Origin of the sequence: Streptomyces sp. NBC_01635 (genome assembly GCF_045209715.1) — a bacterium.
GTDB classification, from domain to species: domain Bacteria; phylum Actinomycetota; class Actinomycetes; order Streptomycetales; family Streptomycetaceae; genus Streptomyces; species Streptomyces hirsutus.
The window spans coordinates 1,442,372-1,461,999 of the sequence record NZ_CP109277.1 but is presented as its reverse complement, the minus strand read 5'-3'; the positions used below and the strand labels follow the sequence as shown (position 1 = coordinate 1,461,999).

The 19,628-nt window shown below is 72.2% G+C and carries 21 protein-coding genes and 1 riboswitch; of the genes, 6 read left to right on the top strand and 15 right to left on the bottom strand.

Annotated features, from left to right (window positions below; genetic code table 11):
• Window positions 1-118: 118 nt before the first annotated feature.
• From OHB56_RS07120 to bioB, 4 genes are all read right to left on the bottom strand, one after another.
• The gene (locus OHB56_RS07120; protein ID WP_406352244.1) at window positions 119-823 is read right to left on the bottom strand and encodes a class I SAM-dependent methyltransferase; all 705 of its coding nucleotides are present in this window, start codon (window positions 821-823) and stop codon (window positions 119-121) included.
• A gap of 208 nt (window positions 824-1,031) precedes the next feature.
• Window positions 1,032-1,748 (bottom strand): dethiobiotin synthase, encoded by a 717-nt coding sequence (bioD, locus tag OHB56_RS07115; RefSeq protein WP_326751485.1) that lies wholly within the window; start codon window positions 1,746-1,748, stop codon window positions 1,032-1,034.
• A gap of 1 nt (window position 1,749) precedes the next feature.
• Window positions 1,750-3,030 (bottom strand): adenosylmethionine--8-amino-7-oxononanoate transaminase, encoded by a 1,281-nt coding sequence (locus OHB56_RS07110; protein ID WP_326751484.1) that lies wholly within the window; start codon window positions 3,028-3,030, stop codon window positions 1,750-1,752.
• Window positions 3,023-4,279 carry a biotin synthase BioB gene (gene bioB, locus OHB56_RS07105; RefSeq protein WP_406352243.1) on the bottom strand — a complete coding sequence of 419 codons (1,257 nt, stop codon included), beginning with the start codon at window positions 4,277-4,279 and terminating at the stop codon, window positions 3,023-3,025. Before bioB ends, OHB56_RS07110 begins: the two co-directional genes overlap by 8 nt.
• A gap of 146 nt (window positions 4,280-4,425) precedes the next feature.
• Between bioB and OHB56_RS07100 the strand changes: the two genes are divergently transcribed.
• On the top strand, window positions 4,426-5,553 hold the full coding sequence (locus OHB56_RS07100; protein ID WP_360039855.1) for an 8-amino-7-oxononanoate synthase: 1,128 nt from the start codon (window positions 4,426-4,428) through the stop codon (window positions 5,551-5,553).
• 67 nt (window positions 5,554-5,620) lie between these two features.
• Here OHB56_RS07100 and OHB56_RS07095 read toward each other — a convergent pair whose 3' ends face one another.
• Both OHB56_RS07095 and OHB56_RS07090 read right to left on the bottom strand, forming a co-directional pair.
• The gene (locus OHB56_RS07095) at window positions 5,621-5,845 is read right to left on the bottom strand and encodes a DUF397 domain-containing protein (RefSeq protein WP_326751481.1); all 225 of its coding nucleotides are present in this window, start codon (window positions 5,843-5,845) and stop codon (window positions 5,621-5,623) included.
• Window positions 5,846-5,854: 9 nt separating this feature from the next.
• Window positions 5,855-6,715, bottom strand: a complete 861-nt coding sequence (locus OHB56_RS07090) for a helix-turn-helix transcriptional regulator (RefSeq protein WP_326751480.1) — start codon at window positions 6,713-6,715, stop codon at window positions 5,855-5,857.
• A 211-nt stretch (window positions 6,716-6,926) separates the two neighbouring features.
• On the opposite strand from OHB56_RS07090, the gene OHB56_RS07085 reads away from it, so the two are divergent.
• A complete protein-coding gene (locus OHB56_RS07085) occupies window positions 6,927-7,394 on the top strand; it encodes an ATP-binding protein (protein WP_326751479.1) in 468 nt (155 codons plus the stop codon).
• A 186-nt stretch (window positions 7,395-7,580) separates the two neighbouring features.
• On the opposite strand, the gene OHB56_RS07080 is transcribed toward OHB56_RS07085, so the two are convergent.
• The 3 genes from OHB56_RS07080 to OHB56_RS07070 all read right to left on the bottom strand — a co-directional run bounded on the left by OHB56_RS07080 (window position 7,581) and on the right by OHB56_RS07070 (window position 9,555).
• Window positions 7,581-8,054, bottom strand: a complete 474-nt coding sequence (locus tag OHB56_RS07080; protein ID WP_055592709.1) for a C40 family peptidase — start codon at window positions 8,052-8,054, stop codon at window positions 7,581-7,583.
• A gap of 3 nt (window positions 8,055-8,057) precedes the next feature.
• Window positions 8,058-8,271, bottom strand: a riboswitch (cyclic di-AMP (ydaO/yuaA leader).
• A gap of 332 nt (window positions 8,272-8,603) precedes the next feature.
• Entirely contained in the window at window positions 8,604-8,912 is a 309-nt protein-coding gene (locus OHB56_RS07075) for a hypothetical protein (protein ID WP_055592710.1), read from the bottom strand.
• Between the two features lie 7 nt (window positions 8,913-8,919).
• Window positions 8,920-9,555 carry an ATP-dependent Clp protease proteolytic subunit gene (locus OHB56_RS07070; RefSeq protein ID WP_406352241.1) on the bottom strand — a complete coding sequence of 212 codons (636 nt, stop codon included), beginning with the start codon at window positions 9,553-9,555 and terminating at the stop codon, window positions 8,920-8,922.
• A gap of 96 nt (window positions 9,556-9,651) precedes the next feature.
• On the opposite strand from OHB56_RS07070, the gene OHB56_RS07065 reads away from it, so the two are divergent.
• Entirely contained in the window at window positions 9,652-9,948 is a 297-nt protein-coding gene (locus OHB56_RS07065; protein ID WP_406352240.1) for a type II toxin-antitoxin system Phd/YefM family antitoxin, read from the top strand.
• A gap of 192 nt (window positions 9,949-10,140) precedes the next feature.
• Here the strand turns inward: OHB56_RS07065 and OHB56_RS07060 are convergent, their stop codons facing one another.
• Complete coding sequence (locus OHB56_RS07060; protein WP_326751476.1) at window positions 10,141-10,866, bottom strand: lysophospholipid acyltransferase family protein; 726 nt, start codon at window positions 10,864-10,866, stop codon at window positions 10,141-10,143.
• A gap of 254 nt (window positions 10,867-11,120) precedes the next feature.
• On the opposite strand from OHB56_RS07060, the gene OHB56_RS07055 reads away from it, so the two are divergent.
• Window positions 11,121-11,579 carry an RpiB/LacA/LacB family sugar-phosphate isomerase gene (locus tag OHB56_RS07055; protein ID WP_406352238.1) on the top strand — a complete coding sequence of 153 codons (459 nt, stop codon included), beginning with the start codon at window positions 11,121-11,123 and terminating at the stop codon, window positions 11,577-11,579.
• A gap of 31 nt (window positions 11,580-11,610) precedes the next feature.
• Here the strand turns inward: OHB56_RS07055 and OHB56_RS07050 are convergent, their stop codons facing one another.
• The 5 genes from OHB56_RS07050 to OHB56_RS07030 all read right to left on the bottom strand — a co-directional run bounded on the left by OHB56_RS07050 (window position 11,611) and on the right by OHB56_RS07030 (window position 18,305).
• Window positions 11,611-12,840: a SpoIIE family protein phosphatase gene (locus OHB56_RS07050; RefSeq protein ID WP_326751474.1), complete on the bottom strand. Its 1,230-nt coding sequence runs from the start codon at window positions 12,838-12,840 to the stop codon at window positions 11,611-11,613.
• Window positions 12,841-12,938: 98 nt separating this feature from the next.
• On the bottom strand, window positions 12,939-15,398 hold the full coding sequence (locus OHB56_RS07045; protein WP_406358958.1) for a SpoIIE family protein phosphatase: 2,460 nt from the start codon (window positions 15,396-15,398) through the stop codon (window positions 12,939-12,941).
• Window positions 15,399-15,631: 233 nt separating this feature from the next.
• Window positions 15,632-16,858: an ornithine--oxo-acid transaminase gene (gene rocD / locus OHB56_RS07040; RefSeq protein WP_326751473.1), complete on the bottom strand. Its 1,227-nt coding sequence runs from the start codon at window positions 16,856-16,858 to the stop codon at window positions 15,632-15,634.
• Entirely contained in the window at window positions 16,855-17,667 is an 813-nt protein-coding gene (gene ddaH, locus OHB56_RS07035; protein WP_055626829.1) for a dimethylargininase, read from the bottom strand. Before ddaH ends, rocD begins: the two co-directional genes overlap by 4 nt.
• A gap of 155 nt (window positions 17,668-17,822) precedes the next feature.
• A complete protein-coding gene (locus OHB56_RS07030; protein WP_055592719.1) occupies window positions 17,823-18,305 on the bottom strand; it encodes an Lrp/AsnC family transcriptional regulator in 483 nt (160 codons plus the stop codon).
• A 179-nt stretch (window positions 18,306-18,484) separates the two neighbouring features.
• Between OHB56_RS07030 and OHB56_RS07025 the strand changes: the two genes are divergently transcribed.
• Window positions 18,485-19,255, top strand: coding sequence for a LytTR family DNA-binding domain-containing protein (locus OHB56_RS07025; RefSeq protein WP_326751472.1), 771 nt, complete (start codon window positions 18,485-18,487; stop codon window positions 19,253-19,255).
• A gap of 10 nt (window positions 19,256-19,265) precedes the next feature.
• Window positions 19,266-19,625 carry a hypothetical protein gene (locus OHB56_RS07020; protein ID WP_055592721.1) on the top strand — a complete coding sequence of 120 codons (360 nt, stop codon included), beginning with the start codon at window positions 19,266-19,268 and terminating at the stop codon, window positions 19,623-19,625.
• Window positions 19,626-19,628: the final 3 nt, after the last annotated feature.

The window sequence follows — 19,628 nt, the reverse complement described above, 5'->3', positions numbered from 1 at the left end:
GTCAGCCTGTCCCTCGGGCGACCGGTCCGGCAGGACGTCGATGAGACCTCCGCACCTCCGTGGACGACATTGCCGCCGAGTTGCGCCGATGGAGCGAGTGGGCGGCTCGGGCCAGTGGTCAGCTCCGGCCCGTCGGCGGGTCGTCCGCCGTATCGCGTGCGGGCCGCCAAGCGGTGCCCAGCACGCAGTACGACGTCGGCAGCTTCGGCCCTTTCTCCGGCATCAGCGTGCGCCGGTACGGACCGAGTTCGAACCCCGCCTCCCGCAGAGCGCCGACCGGTTCCCGCGCCACATGGCAGCCACCTGCCAGCGGCGGCCACACCGTCCGGTCCAGGGTGCGCTGGGTGAACCGCATGACCCGGCCGCCGCCCCGCCCGTGCTCGAAGAACCGCACCTCGCCGCCCGGCCGCAGCACCCGCCTGAGCTCCGCGAGCGCCCGCGGCACGTCCCGCACACTGCACAGCACCAGGGAGACGACCGCCGCGTCGAACGCCTCGCTCTCGACCGGCAGCGCCTCCGCCGCACCCGGCGCGACATCCACCGGTACACGGGCGCGCAGAGCGGCCTCCACGGCCAGCCCGCGCAGCATCCGTTCCGGTTCGATCGCGACCACCTCGGAGACGGTGCCCGGATAGTGCGCGAAGTTGAGGCCGTTGCCCGCGCCGACCTCGATCACCCGCCCGGACAGCCCGCCGAGCAGCCTCTGCCGGATTGCGGCCATACCCATACGGGTCTCCGCGGCCACACTGGCTCGTGCGTAGCAGCGGGCGAACAGCGGGTGGTGCACGGGATCCCGCGCCGTCTTCGCGGAGCCGACCGCCATGGGCGTACCTCCCTGCCTGGACGAACCCGGGAACCGGGGCGGGACAGGGGATCGCCGCCTCCCCGCAGGACGGGTCCCGGGCTGGGGACCCTACCGCGATCGTCCCCCGCGAGAAGCCTCCGCACCCTTCCCGGGGGCCCCGGGACCACGGGCCCCAGGTCCGGGGGCCACGGGCCCCCGGACCGGGACCCGCGCGCCGCGCGGGAGATCAGCCGGCCTCCCGCCCCCGGAACGTTGCCGCGTCCCACGTGCCGTCCAGCCGTGACGCCAGCCATCGTGGCGCCGACGCGCGGAAGCAGGCCGGGGGCAGGCCGGCCGCACCGGCCGGAACCGCGCCCAGCAGCGGCACCCCCGTCACCTCCGGCAGGTCCCGCACGTTGCAGCGCGCGGCCAGATCGGCCTCGGCGGGCCAGCTGCCGATCACCAGGCCCACCGGGTCGAGCCCGCGCGAGCGCAGTTCACGGGCCGTCAGCTCCGTGACGTTCAGGGTGCCGAGACCCGCCGCCGCCACCACGAGCACCGGCGCCGACAACAGCGCCGCCGCGTCCGCCAGCGTCCCGCCGTCCTCGTCGAACCGGACGAGCAGCCCGCCCGCGCCCTCCACGAGCACCAGATCGTGCTCGGCGGCCAGTTTGGCGGCGGTCTCGGCCACCTCGCGCGGACGCACCGCCGCCCGGCCCGCCCGCCGGGCGGCGGTGGCGGGTGCCAGCGGGTCCGGATACCGGGCGAGTTCCGCGGTCGTGACGGCCCCGGCGAGCCGCGCGACCTCCTCGGCGTCCCCGGGCTCGTCCGGCCGCACCCCGGTCTGCGCCGCCTTCAGCACGGCCACCGACCGTCCGGCCGCCAGCGCCGCCGCGGCGACCGCGGCCGTCACCACCGTCTTGCCCACCTCGGTGCCCGTGCCCGTGATCACCAGTACCGGCATGTCATCCCTCCTCGGCCGCCGCGCACACCGCGTCCGCGATCCGGGCCACGTCCGTGTCACCGGTGACGTACGGCGGCATGGTGTAGACGAGATCACGGAACGGCCGCAGCCACACACCCCGGCGCACCGCCGCGCGCGTGGCCGCCTCCATGTCCACGGCGCGATCGAGCTGGACGACGCCGATGGCGCCGAGGACCCGCACGTCACGGACGCCCGGCAGACCGGCCGCCGGCGCCAGCCCGTCCCGCAGGCCCGACTCGATGCGTTTGACCTCCGCGAGCCAGTCCTGCCCGAGCAGCAGCTCGATCGAGGCGCAGGCCACGGCGGCCGCCAGCGGATTGCCCATGAACGTCGGACCGTGCGCCAGCACCGGTACATCGCCGCGCGAGATGCCGTCGGCCACGCGCGCGGTGCACAGCGTCGCCGCCAGGGTCAGATAGCCGCCGGTCAGCGCCTTGCCCACGCACATCACGTCGGGCGTCACCGCCGCGTGCCCGGCCGCGAACAGCGCGCCCGTACGCCCGAACCCGGTCGCGATCTCGTCGAACACCAGCAGCACGTCGTGCGCGTCGCACGCCTCGCGCAGCACCCGCAGATACGCGGGGGAGTGGAAGCGCATGCCGCCCGCCCCCTGCACCACCGGCTCCACGATCACGGCCGCCAGCTCCCCGGCGTGCCGCCCGATCAGTTCCCGCAGGTGCTCGGCGTACGACTCCTCGTACTCGGCCGGCGGGGCCTGCGCGAACACCTGCTCCGGGAGCACCCCGGTCCACAGCTCGTGCATCCCGCCCTCGGGATCGCAGACCGACATCGGCTGCCAGGTGTCGCCGTGGTAGCCGCCCCGCCAGGTCAGCAACCGCCGCTTCTCGGGCTTTCCGAGCGAACGCCAGTACTGCAGGCACATCTTGACGGCCACCTCGACCGACACCGAGCCCGAGTCGGCGAGGAAGACATGCTCGAGGCCGTCGGGTGACATGTCGACGAGGAGCTTCGCCAGCCGGACGGCGGGCTCGTGCGTGAGCCCGCCGAACATCACATGGCTCATCCGCCCGAGCTGGTCGCGCGCGGCCTCGTTCAGCACCGGGTGGTTGTAGCCGTGGATCGCCGACCACCAGGACGACATCCCGTCGACCAGCTCGCCCGAGCCGTCGGCGAGCCGCAGCCGCACCCCGCTCGCCGACTCCACGACGAGCGGTTCCCCGCGGCCCGGCATGGGCCCGTACGGATGCCAGACGTGCCGCCGGTCCAGCTCGAGGAGTTCGGGTACGGACCACTCAGGCATTGGGCGCGAGATCCGTTCCGGCACCCCGTCGGCGGACGGCGACGAGATCGGTACGCGGCCCGACGGCCGGACCGGTTTCCTCCGTGGCCGTCCCCGGGCCTGAGGCCCCCTCCGCCCCTGCGCCCGTGTCCGTGGACGCCTCCGCGCCCCCGCACACACCCGCGCCGGAGGAGGCCGACCCGCACCCGCCGCTCTCGTGGGACCCGCATCCGCCGCCTTCGTGGGTTCCGCACCCGCCCGCGCCGACCCGGTGTTCCGGCAGTGTCACCCGGTCGGTGCCCTCCACCTCGAACCCGGCGTCCGCGATCATCTCCAGGTCGGCCCGGCCCGCCTGGCCCTCGCTGGTGAGATAGTCGCCGAGGAAGATCGAGTTGGCCAGGTGCAGCGCGAGCGGCTGCATGGTGCGCAGATGCACCTCCCGGCCGCCCGCGATCCGTACCTCGACGTCCGGGCACACGAACCGCACCATCGCCAGGATCCTGAGGCACCGCTGCGGGCTGAGGTTCCATTCCTTCGCGAGCGGCGTGCCCTCGAACGGGATCAGGAAGTTCACCGGCACCGAGTCCGGGTCCAGCTCGCGCAGCGCGAAGACCACGTCGACCAGGTCCGCGTCGCTCTCGCCCATGCCGGCGATCAGACCGGAGCAGGCGGACAGACCGGCCGCGTGCGCCTTGTGCACGGTGTCCACACGGTCGGCGTACGTGTGCGTGGTGGTGATGTCCCCGTAGGTGGCCTCGGAGGTGTTGAGGTTGTGGTTGTAGGCGTCCGCGCCCGCCTCGCGCAGCCGCTCCGCCTGGCCCTCGGAGAGCAGTCCGAGGCAGGCGCACACCTCGACGCCCTCGTTGCCCTCCTTGATCGCCCTGATCGTGTCGGAGACACGGTCCACGTCACGGTCGGTCGGACCGCGGCCGCTGGCCACCAGGCACACCCGCTTGGCACCGCCCGACAGCCCGGCCGCGGCCGCCTGCGAGGCCTGGTCGGGCTTGAGCCAGGTGTACTTCAGGATGTCGGCCTTCGAGCCGAGCCGCTGGGAACAGTAGGAGCAGTCCTCCGGGCACAGGCCGGACTTGAGGTTGACCAGATAGTTGAGTTTCACCCTCCGCCCGAACCAGTGCCGCCGCACCTTTCCGGCCGCGGCCACCACGTCGAGCAGGTCGTCGTCGGACGTCCCGAGGACGGCCAGCGCTTCCGCACGGGTCGGCGTCTCGCGCCGAAGCCCCTTGTCCACCAGCGTGTTCAGCAGGTCCATGAGAGCCGATCCTGTCCTATTCGGCCGCCCCGGCCAAGGAGGGTTCGCACAACAGAGGCGCCATCGGCTGTGGGCATGGCCACACAGTGGTCCGGCGGCCGTCCCGCTAGTGTCTGTTCACTGCCTACAAAAGCACCGGAGGACCCATGGCGTTCGGCTGGATCGACGAGCAGGCGGAGCTGCGCCGCCGGGCCGGGCTCGTACGGACCCTGCGCCCGCGGGCCGCCGGTGCCCCGCTCCTCGACCTGGCGAGCAACGACTACCTGGGTCTGGCCCGTCATCCGGAAGTGGCCGAGGGCGCGGCGCGGGCCGCGCGGACCTGGGGCGGCGGGGCCACCGGGTCCCGGCTCGTCACCGGCACCACCGAGCTGCACACCGAGCTGGAACGCGAACTGGCCGACTTCTGCGGCTTCGAGGCGGCCCTCGTCCTCTCCTCCGGATACGCGGCCAACCTCGCCGCCGTCACCGCGCTGGCCCCGCACGGCTCGCTGATCGTGTCCGACGCCGGCAACCACGCCTCCCTGATCGACGGCTGCCGGCTGGCCCGGGGCAGGACGCAGGTCGTGGCGCACGCCGACCCGGACGCCGCGCGCAAGGCGCTGAGCGGGCACGACGGAACCGCCGTCGCCGTGTCCGACACGGTCTTCTCGGTCGACGGGGACGCCGCCCCGCTCGCCGCGCTGGCGGAAGCGTGCCGTGAGCACGGCGCGGGGCTGGTGCTCGACGACGCCCACGGCCTCGGGGTGCTCGGGGACGGCGGACGCGGCGCCCCGCACGCGGCGGGGCTCGCCGGCGCCGAGGACGTCGTGGTGACGCTCACGCTGTCCAAGTCGCTCGGCAGCCAGGGCGGAGCCGTGCTCGGCCCGGCACGGGTCGTCGAGCATCTGGTCAACACGGCCCGGACGTTCATCTTCGACACGGGCCTCGCCCCGGCGGCCGCGGGTGCCGCGCTCGCGGCCCTGCGACTGCTGCGCCGTGAACCAGGGCGTGCGGCGCGGGCGGGCGCGGTGGCGCGCGACCTGCACCACCGGCTGACGGCCGCGGGCCTCGAAGCCGTACGCCCCGACGCCGCGGTCGTCTCCGTGCGTGCCCCGTCCCCGGAGCAGGCCGTGCGATGGGCGGCCGACTGCCGGGCGGCCGGCCTGTCCGTGGGCTGCTTCCGTCCTCCTTCCGTGCCCGACGGCATCTCACGGCTCAGACTGACCGCCCGCGCGGACCTGTCCGGGGCCGAGATCGAACGCGCTGTACAGGTGATCGGCGACACGCGGCCATGAGTCGGCGTGACACGGCCGTGAGGCGCCCGATGACGGACGGGCGGACGAGTGCCGGCGGACCGGCGGGTCAGTGAACCGCGGCCACGAACTCCGCCCAGCTCCCGGGGGAGATGAGCAGCGCGGGTCCGGCCGGATTCTTGGAATCGCGCACGGCGAGCAGTCCGGCTCCGGGGCCGAAGGCCGGCCGGGCCGTCTCCACGCAGTTGTTCGCGCCCGTGCTGTAGCTGCTGCGCAGCCACCGCACACCGTGCAGGTCGGTGCTGGAGGGAAGGGTCCGAGGCGGAGCGGGCATCGTACCTCCTTACACGCCGGCAGCTGTCCCGGCGATGAAATCCAACGAGTCCTCTGGCGAAAGGGCGTGGACCGAGAGGGCGTTGAACGCCTCCGAGTACACCCGGAGGTCTTCTTTCCACTCCAGATAGAGGCTACTCGTCAAGTGGTCGAGAACTACAACGTCTAGATCAGAAGTGCGCGAAAATGAGAAGATTACGAAAGGCCCGGTGACGCCGATGTGCGCCCCGGCGGTGAACGGCAGTACCTGAAGCCTTACTTGGGGAAGGCGCGCCGCCTCCACCAGCCGTTCCAGCTGACGGGTCATGACACCGGGACCGCCGACCTGTCGCCGCAGCACCGCCTCGTCGAGGACCGCGCTCAACTCCAGTGGCGGATCCGCCCGCAGGACGTCCTGTCTGGCCAGCCGTACCTCCACCAGTGCGTCCAGCCGCTCCTCGGAGGCGCCCTCCAGGGCGGCCTCGGTCACCGCCCGCGCGTACTCGGGCGTCTGCAGCAGTCCGGGAACCACCGTGGTCTCCAGGGTGCGCATGGCGCTGGCCTGTGACTCCAGGCTGATGAAGTCCCGGTAGGTGGGCGGCAGTACCCCGCGGTACGCGTGCCACCAGTGATGCCGTCCGCCGTTGTCGTCGGATCCCGCCAGGACCAGCAGCAACTCCCGCAACTGGACGTCGGCCAGACCGTAGGCGTCGAGCAGTAACCGCACATCGGCCGGTTTCACCCCGCTCGTGCCCGTCTCGATGCGGCTCACCTTCGACTGGTGCCAGCCCACCAGCCGGGCCGCCTCACCACTGGTGAACCCCGCCGACGTGCGCAACGAGCGCAGTTCGGCGCCCAGTTTCCGGCGGCGTACCGCGGGACCGTGCTGCATGGCTTCCCCCTTACTCCCTTGAGGCCACCCAAATACGGTCTCCCGTCGCAGAGTTCACCGCTTTGAGCGACAGATATATGCATATCTTGGCCGTATCGCCGCCGACGGCCTGCGGTGATGGCAGTCTGACGACGAAGCACCAGTGCGGGACCGTACTCGAATCAGCCGCTCCGTGTCGGACTGCGGTCCCGTGGAAAGGGACGACATCGCCATGGCAGACCATCTGGAAGCATCCATCACTCTGCCGAGCGATCCCGCCTCGGTCTCCGCGGCGCGCGCCCATGCGGTGGGCACGCTGGCGGAGTGGGGCATGCCGGAGGACACGGAAGTGTCCGACACCGTCCGGCTGATCGTGTCCGAACTCGCGACCAACGCCGTGCAGCACACCCTGGGGCAGTCACCCACGTTCACCGTGGACCTCGCCCTCGACCGCGACGACCGGCTGTGCATCGGGGTCACCGACAGCCACCCGAGGTTCCCCAAGCGGCTCCCCGCGGCGGTCCAGCAGGACAACGGCCGGGGGCTGGTCATCATCCGCTGGCTGACCGTGGAATGCGGCGGCAGGATGAGGGTCCGCCCCACCGGAGAGGGCGGGAAGACCGTCTCCGTCGTCCTCCCGTGGCCCGCCCCCGCCGAGCCGGCCACGGCGGTCGACGCGGCAGGGCGGCAGGAACCGTAGGCGGCCACGGCAGGAACGAGGACGGGGACGGGAGGCGGGGCGAGCGGAGGGGGAAGGCGAAAAGAGGACCTGCTCACCCGTTCGGGCGATACGCAGATCCTCGAGCCGCCGCACCGGCGCGTGGTCCGGGCGTCGTTCGGAGCGTTGGGCGGGGCGGCGGCAGAGGGGTGCCGCCGCCCTCGCGGATCACTTCACCCGGCCGTACCAGACGCTGCGGGTCCAGATCTTCTGCAGGCGCACCACGTCCCCGGTCTTGGGCGCGTGCCAGAGCTTGCCCTGGCCCGCGTAGATGCCCACGTGGTAGACGTTCGATCCCGAGTGGAAGAAGACCAGGTCCCCCGCCTTGCGGTTCGAGGCGGAGATGTGTCGGGTCTTGTTGTACTGCTGGGCCGCAGTACGGGGCAGCTGTTTGCCCGCCTTCTTGAACGAGTAGAGGGTGAGTCCGGAGCAGTCGAAGCGGCTCGGTCCGGTGGCGCCCCACCGGTAGGGTGCGCCCTTCTTGGATGCGGCGATCTTGAGGGCCTTGGTGGCTGTAGTCGCGGCCGCCGCCTCCGAGGCGGCGCCGGGGAGGACGATCGAGCCGCCCACGGCGGCAAGGGTGAGGGCCGAGGCCGTGCCGGCCCTGGCCATGAGAGACGGGACACGATTGAGCGCGGTCATGCGCAACCCTTCGTCAGCCGCCTGTGAAGGATGACCTGTCGGATTCGGGCTGGCGAAGTTGCCCGGCCGCACGAGTGCGGCTTCACCCCAAGGACTGCTCGGCGCGAGAATCGAACTCCCGTTCCGGCAACCCGTCTTGCTCGGGTCCTCCACTCCTGCCGATCCACTCCTGTCGACCGGTCATCCGGGCGGCGGCAGGACTCGGCGTCCGCCCGGATCGCCCCGCCGCGGCGGCGGGGTCTTGTCGTCAGTGAGCGATCTTGGCAACCGTCGGCCCGAAATCCCAATGGAACCGGGGGTTTGTGTTGTTACTCACCACTCATCCGTTCGAGTGGACAGCTCCGCGTCCGGGCTGCCGTCCGGAGTGCCGAGGAGGCCCGGACCAGCATCGGAGTGGCCTGTTCCGGTACGCGGCCACGCGGGGTGCGCAACTGTGACGGCCCGAAAAGAAGTGGTTATATACACCGGTTGGCGGTACCCCTTTTGGTCCGTTTCAACTCCGGTGCGGACGCGCTGCCGACGCCGCCCCCGGCCGGACCGGTACAGGCGTCAACTGCCGGAGCCCGGCGGCAGCGTGACCCGGGCCGTGCGCCGGTCGCCGTCCAGCACCCGCAGGGCCCGGGCCAGTGTGGCGGCGTGCAGTTCGGTCTCACCGCGCCGGTGCATCAGGGTCAGCGCGTCGCGCAGCGCGACGGCTTTGCCGACCAGTGCCTGTGCGGCGCGCAGTCCACGATAGGTGTCGCCGTCGCGGGCCGGGTTGATCCGGCCGAGCAGGTCGACGGCCTCGAGGTAACAGTCGATCAACTCCGCCTCCGCACGGGTCAGTGCGGGCAGCGGTGGCAGTTCGGGAGGCAGCATCGGCGGCTCACCTCGCGCCGGGAGTGGGGCGCGGGCTCCCGCGGCCGGTCAGGACCCGGTCGGCGAGGCCGTACTCCACTGCCGCCCGCGCATCGAGGACGGTGTCCCGCTCGATGTCCGACCGCGCCTGCTCCGGGGTGCGGTGGGTGTGCCGGACCAGTATCTCCTCGATCCGGTCCCGGATCCGCGACGCCTCTTCCGCCTGGACGGCCGGATCGCTCATGCTTTCCGCCGCCGGCTCCGGCAGTACCGGCTGACGGAGCACCAGCCGCGCCCCCGGCAGGACGTACCGCTTGCCCGGCGTCCCGGCGGCCAGAAGCAGGGCGGCCGTCCCCTCGGCCCGGCCCGTGCAGACCGTCTCCACCTCGCAGGTGACGAAGCGCAGGGTGTCGTAGAGCGCCGACATGGCGTGGAAGGAGCCGCCGGGGGAGTTGATGTAGAGGGCGATGTCCCGGTCGGGCGCCCGGTGCTCCAGGTGCATGAACCGGGCGATCAGGTCGTTCGCGGAGGTCTCGTCGATCGGCGTCCCCAGGAGGACGATCCGCTCCTCCGTCAGCTTCGCGTACGGATCCGTGGTCCGGTGCCCGAACTCCGTGTGGCCGGTGAACCCGGGCGCGGCATGACGGGCGAACGGTCGGGTCATTGGCTCCTCCTCATGGCAGCTGTCCGCATGGGGGCTGTCCGCGCGGCGGCTATCTGTGAAAAATGTACAGGACGTACGTGACGTTATGATGGGGGTATGGCCTACGAGATTCCGGTGACACAGGCGAGGGCTGAGCTCGCCGACCTGATCAACCGTGTGGTGTACGGCGGTGAGCGCGTCGTCGTGACCCGGCACGGAAAGCCCCTCGTCGCCCTTGTTTCCGCCGATGACCTGCGCCGACTCGATCAGCTCCAGGAGCTCGACGAGGGCCGGGAACCCGTCGGCGAGCGGATGGTCAGCACGGTGGCAGGGGTCCACGGGGCCGCGTCCGCTCCCCGCGAACAGCAGCGCTTCGGCATCGCCGCGGAGCACCGGGGAACAGCCACGTCGTAGGCGGCCAGGCGGCCAGGCGGCCAGGCGGCGAGGGGGCGAGGGGGCGAGGCGGCCCGATGGTCCGTCGCCCTCACGGTCCGGCCCGGCGGACGAGCGGTGAGGGGCGGCCGGACGACTCCGGCCGCCCCTCACTCATGGGCTGCTCATGCGCTTACCGGGCCGGTGGCCCGCTCGGCCCGTCCGGCGGGCGGTTCAGCTCCGCGGCAACCGCGGGAACCGGCGCTTCTCCTCCGCCTTGCGCTCGGCCTCCTCGGCCTTGGCGACGGCCGCGTACTGGTCGAAGTACTCCTGCCCGGACAGCTTCAGGATGGCGTACATGATCTCGTCGGTGATGGCCCGCAGGACCGCCCGCTCGTCCTCCATGCCTTCGTAGCGCGAGAAGTCGAGGGGTTCGCCGAAGCGGATCACCACGGGGTGGAGGTTGGGGATGATCTTGCCGGGCGGCTGCGCCTCGAAGGTGCCGATCATCGCGCACGGAATCACCGGGACGCCGGCCTTGAGGGCCATCACCGCGACCCCGACCTTGCCCTTGTAGAGGCGCCCGTCGTGCGACCGCGTGCCTTCCGGGTAGATGCCGAGCAACTCCCCCTTGCCCAGTACCCCCAGGCCTTCCCGGATGGCGGCCTGGCCTGCGTCCTTGCCGGAGCGGTCGACCGGGATCTGCCCCGCGCTGTGGAAGAAGAACGCCGTCAGCCGGCCCTTGATGCCGGGGCCGGTGAAGTACTCGGCCTTGGCGAGGAACGTGATGCGCCGCTTGAGGATCGAGGGCATCAGGAAATGGTCCGAGAACGACAGATGGTTGCCGGCGACGATGGCCGCACCGGACGACGGCACATGCTCCAGGCCCTCTATTCGAGGCCGGAAGACCAGTCTCAGCAGCGGGCCCACAAGTACGTATTTCAGCAGGTAGTAGAACAAGGGCGCGCTCCTCGACTCCGTCGGACGGGCCCAGCGGCGTGTTGCAGCAGGTCAACCGGCACGTCGTGGGGGTGTCAGTGTAGGTCGGGGCGGGACTGTCCGGCACCCTGTACGACAGGGCCGGGGCGGAGCCCGCCGGACGGATGAACGTCCGTCAGTGCGCGGGCGGGCGCGGACATGTGCCGCCGCGGTCCTCTGCCCGGGCCCGCTTCACGGACGGAGCGCCCCGAGCGGGCTCCGTTAGGCTTCGTACCATGCGGATCTCCGTCTCCTCCGACATGGACGAACCCGTGGCCCGCGCCCTGCTCGCCGAGCTGCGCGAGCGCGGCCACGAGGTGCGCGTGCACGGTGCCCTGAGTCCCGGGAGCGACGCGCGGTGGGCGTTCTGCTCCGAGGCGGCCGCCCGCGACGTCGCCGACGGGACCGCGGACCAGGCGGTGGTGTGCTGCTGGACCGGCACGGGGGCCTCGATCGCGGCCAACAAGGTGCCGGGCGTACGGGCGGCCCTGTGCACGGACGCCTACACGGCGGACGGCGCGCGCCGCTGGAACGACGCCAACGTGCTGGCGCTCGGCCTGCGGCTGACGTCCGAACCGCTGCTGAAGGAGATCCTCGACGCCTGGTTCGCCCCGGTGTCCGGCCGGGACGAGGAGGACCGGCGCAACGTGGACCGGGTGGCCCGGCTCGACGACACACGGCTCACCCCCGGCTGACCGGCCCCGTCCTCGGACGTGGCGCGAACCGTCACAGCCGGACGACGATCAGCGCGGTGTCGTCGATGGCGCCGCCGGGCGGCAGCAGCTCCAGCAGCACGCTGTCCGCCAGTGACTCCGGATCTTGTGTCCGGTGGCGGCGCAGCGACTCGGCGAGCCGGAACAGCCCGGTGTCGATGTCCTCCCGGCGGCGTTCGACCAGGCCGTCGGTGTAGAGCACAAGGGTGGACCCGGGCGTGAAGGCGGCCGTCGCCTCGGACCTCGGGGCCGGTTCGGGGAGGGCGTCGAGCGGGGGATCGGTGGCCCGGTCGAGGAACTCCACCCGCCCGTCGCGGTGGACCAGCACGGGGGGAAGATGACCGGCGCTGCTGTACGTGATGGTGTGCCGGTCGAAGTCGACGAAGGTGGTGACCACGGTCGCGGACTCGGCGCCGTCGACCACGTGGGCGTAGCGCCCCACGACGTCCAGGGCCTCGGCGGGCCCTGCCGCGACCCGCGAGGCGGCGGTGAGGGCGCTGCGCAGCTGGCCCATGACCCCGGCCGCCTCCAGCCCGTGCCCGACGACGTCGCCCACGGACACGCCGATACGGTGGCCGCCCACCAGGTCGACCAGGTCGTACCAGTCCCCGCAGACGTTGAGCGCGCCCACCGCCGGCCGGTAGCGCACGGCGGCCCGGTGGTGGCCCACCTGCCGGGGGGCGGGCAGCATCGCCTCCTGCAGCACCAGCGCCACCTGCCGCTCCCGGGCGTGCGCCTGGCGCAGCCGATGGTTGAGCTCCTGCAGTTCGCGGGCGCGTGTGTACAGCTCGGCCTCCAGGACCCGGCCCTGGTCGATGCCGGCACGGTCGCGGGCCCGCATCAGCTCGGTGACCTCCTCGACCCGGTGCACGATCAGGACCACGCTGCCGTCACTGCTCAGCACCGGCGTGTTCACCGGGCTCCAGTAGCGCTCCTCCCACTCGCCGGGACGCTCCCGGCTCTCGACGTCGTAGCGCTGCAGGGCCATGGTGTCGCGCTCGCCGGTGGCCACGACGCGCAACAGCGAGGCGTGCAGGTTGCGCGCGCCGGAGGAGCTGGGATTGTTCGGGTTGTCCGGAAAGACGTCGAACAGATAGCGGCCCAGCAACTCCTCCCGGGAGAGCCCGGTGCCCTCGAGGAACGCCTCGTTGACATCGGCGTACACCAGACCCGGGGTCAGGATCGCCACCATGCCGGGCAGGGCGTGGTACACCGCCGCGTAGTCGATCGCCGTTCGTGTCATGACCGGTGCCCCATTGTCAGAATTGCACCATTTTTTCACATCATGAGCGAATCAGGGGCGGCAGGAGTGCCGGCGGGAGACGTGCGGTGCCGGAGGCATCAGCCGAAGAGAGGCTCGTCCGGGCCGGTCAGCGACTGCTCGGCCCAGATGACCTTTCCGTCGGGAACGAAGCGGGTGCCCCACTGCTGGGCGAGCTGCGAGACCAGCAGCAGGCCGCGCCCGCCCTCGTCCATGGCGCGGGGATGGCGCAGATGGGGTGTGGTCGCCCCGCCGTCGTACACCTCGCAGACCAGCGCGCGCTCACGGATCAGCCGCAGCCGGACGGGACCGGTGGCATACCGGATGGCATTGGTGACCAGTTCGCTGACGATCAGCTCCGTGGTGAAGACCAGCTCGTCCAGGCCCCAGCGGCCCAGCTGCCGGGTGGCCGTCCTGCGGGCCTCGGCCACCGCGGCCGGATCCGTCGGCAGGTCCCAGAACGCCACCTGGCCGGCGTCCAGGAGCCGGGTACGGGCCAGCAGCAGCGCCACGTCGTCGTACGGGCGGGTCGGCACCAGGGCGTCCACCACCGTCCGGCACAGCGTTTCCAGCGAGGGTGCGATCCCTTGCAGTACCCGTCGCAACCGCTCCTGGCCGCCCGCGGTCGAACCGGTCACCGTGTCGGTCAGCAGACCGTCGGTGTGCAGGGCGAGTGTGCTGCCCTCGGCCAAGGACAGTTCCCTCGCCTCGAACGGCGGGCCACCCACGCCGAGCGGGGGCCCCGCCGACAGCTCGACGAAGCCGGCCGTGCCGTCCGGCGACACCAGTGCGGGTGGAGGATGGCCCGCGGAGGCCATCGCGCACCGGCCGTCGACCGGGTCGTAGACGACGTACAGGCAGCCGGAGCCCATGGCCTGGCCGTAGGTCCCCACCGCGTCCGAGCCTTCCTCCCGCGCGGACCGCGCCACCAGGTCGTCGAGATGCGCGAGTACCTCCTCGGGCGGCAGATCCAGCGCGGCCAGGGTCCGTACGGCGGTCCGCAGCCGGCCCATCGCGGCGGCGGCGTCGATGCCGTGCCCGGGGACCTCGCCGACGACGAGGGCGACGCGGGCACCGGGCAGCGGGATCAGGTCGTACCAGTCGCCGCCCAGACCTGTCAGCTCGTCGGCCGGGCGGTAGCACGCGGCCACCTCGACGGCGTCCTGCTCCGGGAGCCGGCGGGGCAGCAGGCTGCGCTGCAGCGCGAGCGCCGCGTCCCGCTCCCTGGTGTAGCGGCGGGCGTTGTCCACACTGACGGCGGCGCGGGAGACGAGGTCCTCGGCGAGGTTCAGGTCGTCCTCGCGGAAGGGGTCCCTGCGGCGCCGGAAGAACACGGTGACGCCCAGGGTGATCCCTCGGGCGCGGATCGGCACGACCATCACACTCTGCAGCCCCAGCTCCAGGAACGTGGCCTCCCGGTGGCCGGGCGCGCTCCCGGCCCACCCCGGGGCGAGCGGGTCGAGTTGCTCCTGACGCCAGGACCGGCCCGTGGCCAGGCAGCGGACCGGCGGTGAACCGGGCAGGTAGGAGACCGGCGTGCCGATGTCCCGGACCGTGCGCGGCAGGTCCTCGTACACCGACCGGTGGCCCGCGCGGCGCAACGGCGCCCCGTCCGTCTCCGTGAGCGGGCCCGGCGGGAGTTCGGCGCCCCGCAGCACCGTCTCCAGAAGATCCACGGTCACGAAGTCCGCGAGCGCCGGGACGGCGACGTCGGCCAGCTCCTGCGCGGTGTGCACGACGTTCAGGGTGCGGCCGATGTGCCGGCCGGCCCGGTCGAGCAGCGCGAGGCGCTGGCGCGCGCGGTGCCGATCGGTGATGTCGACGACGCTGTAGCAGACGCCCATCGGGTGGCCCCGGTCGTCGTCGAGCCGGGTGAACGACAGCATGTGCGCGGTTTCCCGCAGCGGCGCCGAACGGGCCTGGCCGACCTGCTCGAAGTCGGTCACCGACTCGCCGGTTTCCAGGACGTGGCGCATCTGCGCCTCGACGAGTTCGGCGTCCAGGCCGGGCTGGACATCGGCGAACCGCAGCCCCAGCCGCCGCTGGGCGGGGCCGCCGCCGAACTGCTCGAGCGCGGGGTTCGACCACACGTACCGCAGGTCCGTGTCCACGATCGCGAACCCGATCGCCGATCCGACGACCATCTGCTCCAGCATCGTGCGGCTCATGTTCCAGCCGGGGGAGCCGGCCAGCTCCGACAACAGCACCAGCAGGGACGAGCGGCCCTGCGGCTTCACGGTTTGCAGCACCCTGACCATGACGGGGACCCGATGTCCGTCCCGGTGCCGGACCGTCATCAGGCCCGCCCAGCCGCCGTCGGCCCGGCAGCGCCCGACCAGATCCGGCACCCGCTCGGCGTTCTCGGCGGTCAGCAGATCGGACAGCTTTCCCCCCACCGCCTCGGTCGCCGTATAGCCCAGCAGCCGCTCGGCCGGTCCGGTCCAGTTCGTCACCACGCCCTGCGGATCGAGCAGCAGGGGAGCGGCGTCGGCCACGTCGAACCCCTGCCGGGCAGCGTCCTGCTCCCCGTGTCCGCTCACGTGTCCGCCCACGGCCGACCTCATCCGTCGTTGGGAGTGGTCCTCCACCTCTTGACCCCATCTTCACCCGGGAACCGGGCCGGGGGCTTCCTGGGCGAGGCCCGGCCCGGTGAACAACGGGGGGACGGGCGGACGGGGCGCAGAGACTGGTCCGTCTGTCCGTCTGTCCGTCTGCCCGTCTGCCCGTTCCCGTCCGTCGAGGGTCGGGCGGGGTCCGGGGCACGAGACGAAGGTCAGCCGCCCTGGCCCAGCACCTTCCCCAGCGTCTCCAAAGCGTCCCGCAGTTCCTCGCCCCGGACGGTGAGCGGCGGGGCCAGCCGGATGGTGGACCCGTGGGTGTCCTTGACCAGGACTCCTTCCCGCATCAGCCGCTCACTGACCTCACGGCCGGTGCCGAGCGCGGGGTCGACGTCGACGCCCGCCCACAGTCCGCGCGAGCGGAAGCCGACGACGCCCTTGCCGACCAGGGCTTCCAGTCCGCCGCGCAGCACCACGCCCAGTTCCGCCGCCCGACGCTGGAACTCGCCCGTCTCCAGCAGCTCCACCACCGCCGTGCCGACGGCCGCGGCCAGCGGATTGCCGCCGAACGTCGAGCCGTGCTCGCCGGGGTGCAGAACTCCGAGCACCTCGCGGCGGGCCACCACCGCCGACACCGGGACGATGCCGCCGCCCAGTGCCTTGCCGAGCAGCACCATGTCCGGGACGACCGACTCATGGTCCACGGCGAGCGTGTGCCCCGTACGGCCGAGCCCCGACTGGATCTCGTCCGCGATGAACAGGCACCCCGCGCGGCGCGTCAGTTCCCGTACGCCCGCCAGATAGCCGTCGTCGGGGATGTTCACCCCCGCCTCGCCCTGGATCGGCTCGATCAGCACCGCCGCCGTCGTGTCGTCGACCGCCGCCTCCAGAGCCGCCAGGTCGTTGTACGGGACGACCCGGAAGCCGGGGGTGAAGGGCCCGAAGCCGGCGCGGGCGGTCTCGTCCGTCGAGAAGCTGACGATGGTCGTCGTCCGGCCGTGGAAGTTGTCCGCGGCGACCACGATCGTCGCCCGGTCGGCCGGGACGCCCTTCACGTCGTAGGCCCACTTGCGGGCCACCTTCACCGCGCTCTCGACCGCCTCCGCGCCGGTGTTCATGGGCAGCACCATGTCCAGCCCGGTCAGCGCGGCCAGCCGCTCGGCGAACTCGGCGAGCCGGTCGTTGTGGAAGGCACGCGAGGTCAGCGTGAGACGGTCCAGCTGGCGGTGCGCCGCCTCGATCAGCGCGGGATGCCGGTGGCCGAAGTTGAGCGCCGAATAGCCGGCCAGCATGTCGAGGTAGCGGCGGCCCTCCACGTCCTCCACCCACGCGCCCTCCGCGCGGGCGACGACCACGGGCAGCGGGTGGTAGTTGTGCGCGAGGACCGGCTCCTCCGCACCGATCAGCTCGGCGGACGAACGGGTACGGGTGGCAGTGGTCATGAGCGGATCTCCTGAGTGCAGCACTTGATCCCGCCGCCCGCCTTGTGGAACTCGGACAGGTCGACGGGGACGGGAACGTAACCGCGCTCGGCGAGCCGCGCGGTGAGGGCCGTGGCCCCCGGGGAGACGAACACATGGCGTCCGTCGGAGACGGAGTTCAGGCCGAAGGCCATGGCGTCCTCGCGGGTCGCGGTCACCGCGTCCGGATACAGCCGGGCCAGCACCTCGCGGCTCCCCGGCGAGAACGCCTCCGGGTAGTACGCGATGTTCTCCTCGTCCAGCGCGAACAGCGCCGTGTCCAGGTGGTAGAAGTACGGATCCACCAGCGTCAGGCCGATCACGGGCACCCCGAAGAACTCCTGTGCCTCGGCGTGTGCCCCGCGGGTGGTGCGGAACCCGGTGCCGGCGAGGATCCAGCGTCCGGCGGGAACCAGGTCGCCCTCGCCCTCGCACACCGACTCGGGACGGTGGACGTCGAAGCCCTCCGCCTTGAACCAGGTCTCGTACGGCACGGACTCGGGGCGCCGCTCGGGCGCCAGGAACAGGGAGCCGAGGACACGGCCCCCGACGACGACCGCCGCGTTCGCGGCGAACACCATGTCGGGCAGGCCGGGTACCGGTTTCACGCTGTCCACGGTATGGCCGTGGGCGCGGTAGACATCGACCAGCGTGCGCCACTGGCGCTGGGCCAGGGCGAGGTCGACGGGACGGTCGGGACGCATCCAGGGGTTGATCGCGTACCGCACGTCGAAGTGTCCGGGATCGCAGACGAGATAGCGCCGTCGGGACGGCACACGGGCATCGGTCACAGAGGGGTGCCTCCGCTTCCACGCGGTGTCATCAGGGGTACGTCCACGGTAGAAAGCGACCGGGCCGGACGACAAGGAACATGAGTTGCGCGTTCACGCAGTAATGCTGCGTGTTGCGACTGCTCCACGCACGTCTGCTGCGCCTCGCGCGGGCCCTACGGAGCCGGCTGGCTCGCGCCCGCTTCCGGACTCTCCGGGATCAGATGGGACAGCACCATCACACTGATCGTCTTCCGGATGAACGGCTCCGCACGAATCCGCTCCAGCACCTCCTCGAAGTGCTCCACGTCCCGTGCCCGCAGATGCAGCAGCGCGTCGGCACCCCCGGTCACCGTCATCGCCGCGGCGATCTCCGGATGGTTGCGCACCACCTCCGCCAGCCGCCGGGGCGGCGCCGCCCCCTCGCAGTACACCTCGACGTACGCCTCCGTCCGCCAGCCCAGCGCCGACGGCCGCACCGTCGCCGTGAACCCGGTGATCACCCCCGTCTCGCGCAGACGGTCCACCCGGCGCTTGACCGCCGTCGACGACAGGCCGACCGCCGCGCCGATCTCGGCGAAGGACGTCCGGGCGTTCGCCATCAGCGCGGTGACGATCTGTCGGTCGAGCTCGTCGAACGGCGCGGGCCTGCTGCTCATACCCGCACTGTAGCCAGCACCGGCCGGCCTCCGCCGTCACGCGGCGACCGGTGCCGGTCGCGGCGGCGCCCGTACACCGCCCCGGGTCCGCGAAACCGCCCGGGGCCCCTCCCGGACGACGGAAAAGCCCACGTCCGAGCCATGTCCAGACGTGGCAATCCCCTTTAGACTCCACCTTCATGCTGCGCGCCCTGGCCGTCGACGACGAACGCCCCTCGCTGGAGGAACTGCTCTACCTGCTGCACGCGGACCCCCGCATCGGCAGTGCCGAGGGCGCCGGCGACGCGACCGAGGCGCTGCGCCGCATCAACCGCGCCCTGGAGTCGGGGCCCGACGGACCCGAGGCCGTCGACGTCGTCTTCCTCGACATCCAGATGCCCGGCCTCGACGGACTCGATCTCGCCCGGCTGCTCGGCGGGTTCGCCCGGCCGCCGCTGGTCGTGTTCGTCACCGCTCACGAGGACTTCGCCGTGCAGGCCTTCGACCTCAAGGCCGTCGACTACGTCCTCAAACCCGTCCGCAAGGAGAGACTGGCCGAGGCGGTCCGTCGCGTCGTCGAACTGCGCGCCGCCGCACAGCGCGGCAGCGCCCCGCGCATCCCCGTGCACGAACCCGACCCGGACCACATAGCCGTCGAACTCGGCGGGGTGACCCGCTTCGTCGCCGTCGACGACATCACGCACGTGGAGGCCCACGGCGACTACGCCCGCCTGCACACCGACCGGGGCAGCCACCTCGTCCGCATACCGCTGTCCACACTGGAGGAACGCTGGCGCTCGCGCGGCTTCGTCCGCATCCACCGCCGCCATCTGGTCGCCCTGCGCCACATCGGGGAACTCCGCCTCGACGCGGGCACCGTGAGCGTCCTGATCGGCTCCGAGGAGCTCCAGGTCAGCCGGCGGCACGCCCGTGAACTGCGGGACCTGCTGATGCGCCGGACCACGGGCTAGGGGGAGAAGCGTGCCCCAGGACCCGACCGAACGCCGCGTGGTCGTCACCGGCCCGCCCCGCCGCGCCCGCCGCTCCTTCGGCTACTACCGCCCGCGCACCGAGATCGACGAGCAGACCACCCTCGGGCACACCTACGTCCGTTCCCTGATGCGCATCCAACTGCGCACCGGGCTGACCGTGTTCGCCGTCCTCGTCCTGCTCATCGGCCCCCTCCCGCTGGTCTTCGCGGCCGCCCCGGACGCCCGCAGGCTGGAATGGGCGGTCCTCGGCTTCGGGCTCTACCCCCCGCTGGTCCTGCTCGCCCGCTGGTACGTACGCCGCGCCGAACGCAACGAACGCGACTTCGTGCGGCTCGTCGAGGACCGCTGAGGG

Excerpts from the sequence above, each read along its gene's own strand:
- OHB56_RS07120 (WP_406352244.1), bottom strand. The coding sequence starts at position 823 with ATGGCGGTCGGCTCCGCGAAGACGGCGCGGGATCCCGTGCACCACCCG.
- bioD (WP_326751485.1), bottom strand. The coding sequence starts at position 1,748 with ATGCCGGTACTGGTGATCACGGGCACGGGCACCGAGGTGGGCAAGACG.
- OHB56_RS07110 (WP_326751484.1), bottom strand. The coding sequence starts at position 3,030 with ATGCCTGAGTGGTCCGTACCCGAACTCCTCGAGCTGGACCGGCGGCAC.
- bioB (WP_406352243.1), bottom strand. The coding sequence starts at position 4,279 with ATGGACCTGCTGAACACGCTGGTGGACAAGGGGCTTCGGCGCGAGACG.
- OHB56_RS07100 (WP_360039855.1), top strand. The coding sequence starts at position 4,426 with ATGGCGTTCGGCTGGATCGACGAGCAGGCGGAGCTGCGCCGCCGGGCC.
- OHB56_RS07095 (WP_326751481.1), bottom strand. The coding sequence starts at position 5,845 with ATGCCCGCTCCGCCTCGGACCCTTCCCTCCAGCACCGACCTGCACGGT.
- OHB56_RS07090 (WP_326751480.1), bottom strand. The coding sequence starts at position 6,715 with ATGCAGCACGGTCCCGCGGTACGCCGCCGGAAACTGGGCGCCGAACTG.
- OHB56_RS07085 (WP_326751479.1), top strand. The coding sequence starts at position 6,927 with ATGGCAGACCATCTGGAAGCATCCATCACTCTGCCGAGCGATCCCGCC.
- OHB56_RS07080 (WP_055592709.1), bottom strand. The coding sequence starts at position 8,054 with ATGACCGCGCTCAATCGTGTCCCGTCTCTCATGGCCAGGGCCGGCACG.
- OHB56_RS07075 (WP_055592710.1), bottom strand. The coding sequence starts at position 8,912 with ATGCTGCCTCCCGAACTGCCACCGCTGCCCGCACTGACCCGTGCGGAG.
- OHB56_RS07070 (WP_406352241.1), bottom strand. The coding sequence starts at position 9,555 with ATGACCCGACCGTTCGCCCGTCATGCCGCGCCCGGGTTCACCGGCCAC.
- OHB56_RS07065 (WP_406352240.1), top strand. The coding sequence starts at position 9,652 with ATGGCCTACGAGATTCCGGTGACACAGGCGAGGGCTGAGCTCGCCGAC.
- OHB56_RS07055 (WP_406352238.1), top strand. The coding sequence starts at position 11,121 with ATGCGGATCTCCGTCTCCTCCGACATGGACGAACCCGTGGCCCGCGCC.
- OHB56_RS07050 (WP_326751474.1), bottom strand. The coding sequence starts at position 12,840 with ATGACACGAACGGCGATCGACTACGCGGCGGTGTACCACGCCCTGCCC.
- rocD (WP_326751473.1), bottom strand. The coding sequence starts at position 16,858 with ATGACCACTGCCACCCGTACCCGTTCGTCCGCCGAGCTGATCGGTGCG.
- OHB56_RS07030 (WP_055592719.1), bottom strand. The coding sequence starts at position 18,305 with ATGAGCAGCAGGCCCGCGCCGTTCGACGAGCTCGACCGACAGATCGTC.
- OHB56_RS07025 (WP_326751472.1), top strand. The coding sequence starts at position 18,485 with ATGCTGCGCGCCCTGGCCGTCGACGACGAACGCCCCTCGCTGGAGGAA.